Here is a 1,138-nt window from a genome sequence, read left to right as displayed (position 1 = left end):
GCCACCACCGTGGCTTCGCCGGGTGTCGCCGCTGTCGGCCCGCCTCGAGGGCTCGACTTCGACGGCCGCGTTGTCGTCCATACCCGGCGTAGCGCATCCGACGGTGTGGTGTCCCTGCAGCTGGAGAATGCTTCGGGAACGCCGCTGCCGGGGTGGGCCCCGGGCGCCCACATCGATCTCGTGTTGCCCAACGGGCTCGTGCGGCAGTACTCACTGTGCGGTCCGGCCGCGGACTGCGGCACGTGGCGGATCGGTGTGCTTCGCGAGCCGGCGGGCCGGGGTGGGTCGGCCTGGATCCACGACAACGCCCAGGCGGGCACCGAGCTGCATGTCCGGGGGCCTCGCAACAACTTCGCGCTGCGGGCGGCGTCCCGCTACGTGTTCATCGCCGGCGGCATCGGGATCACCCCGCTGCTGTCCATGGTGGCGGCGGCCGAAGCGGCGGGCGCAGACTGGACGCTGCACTACGGCGGGCGGCGCCGGGCATCGATGGCCTTTCTCGACGAGCTCGCGCGTTATGGGGACAGGGTGCGGGTGCGTCCCGAGGACGAGTTCGGGATGCTCGACCTGGCCGCGATCCTGAGCGTGCCGTCCCCGTCGACGCTCGTGTACTGCTGCGGGCCGGCGGGCCTGATCGATGCCGTCGAGTCGCGCTGCACGTCGTGGGCGTCCGGAGCCCTGCACGTGGAACGGTTTGCCGCCGCGGCGTCCACCGTGTCGCCGTCGGTATCGGTGGTGTCGGCATCGGGCGAGGGCGGCAACCGGCCGATCGAGGTTGAGTGCCGGCGTTCTGGAATCACGCTGACGGTGCCGCCGGAACTGTCGATCCTTCAGGTGGTCGAGGACGCCGGTCTGGGGGTCCTGTCCTCGTGCGCGGAGGGTATCTGCGGGACCTGCGAAACGGCGGTCCTGGATGGTGAGGTCGATCATCGGGACTCGCTACTGACCGACGACGAACGTGCCACGAACGACATGATGATGATCTGCGTTTCACGCGCGAGGCACGACCGCCTCGTGCTGGATCTGTAGTGGTTCGATGTTCTCCGAGCAAGGCAGGTGGCTCGCCATCGAACCCCGTCATCGTCCGTACCGACCGGGCACGCGGATCGCCGGTCGCGCCGTGACAGTGCTGTCACAC

General features: G+C 69.6%; 1 protein-coding gene. It reads left to right on the top strand.

Annotated elements, in window-relative coordinates:
- Positions 1–9 precede the first annotated feature (9 nt).
- Complete coding sequence (locus U9980_RS10660; RefSeq protein WP_416210221.1) at positions 10–1,029, top strand: PDR/VanB family oxidoreductase; 1,020 nt, start codon at positions 10–12, stop codon at positions 1,027–1,029.
- Positions 1,030–1,138: the final 109 nt, after the last annotated feature.

Source organism: Protofrankia sp. Cr1 (assembly GCF_963555865.1).
GTDB lineage: Bacteria > Actinomycetota > Actinomycetes > Frankiales > Frankiaceae > Protofrankia.
This window is presented reverse-complemented; position numbering and strand designations above follow the sequence as displayed.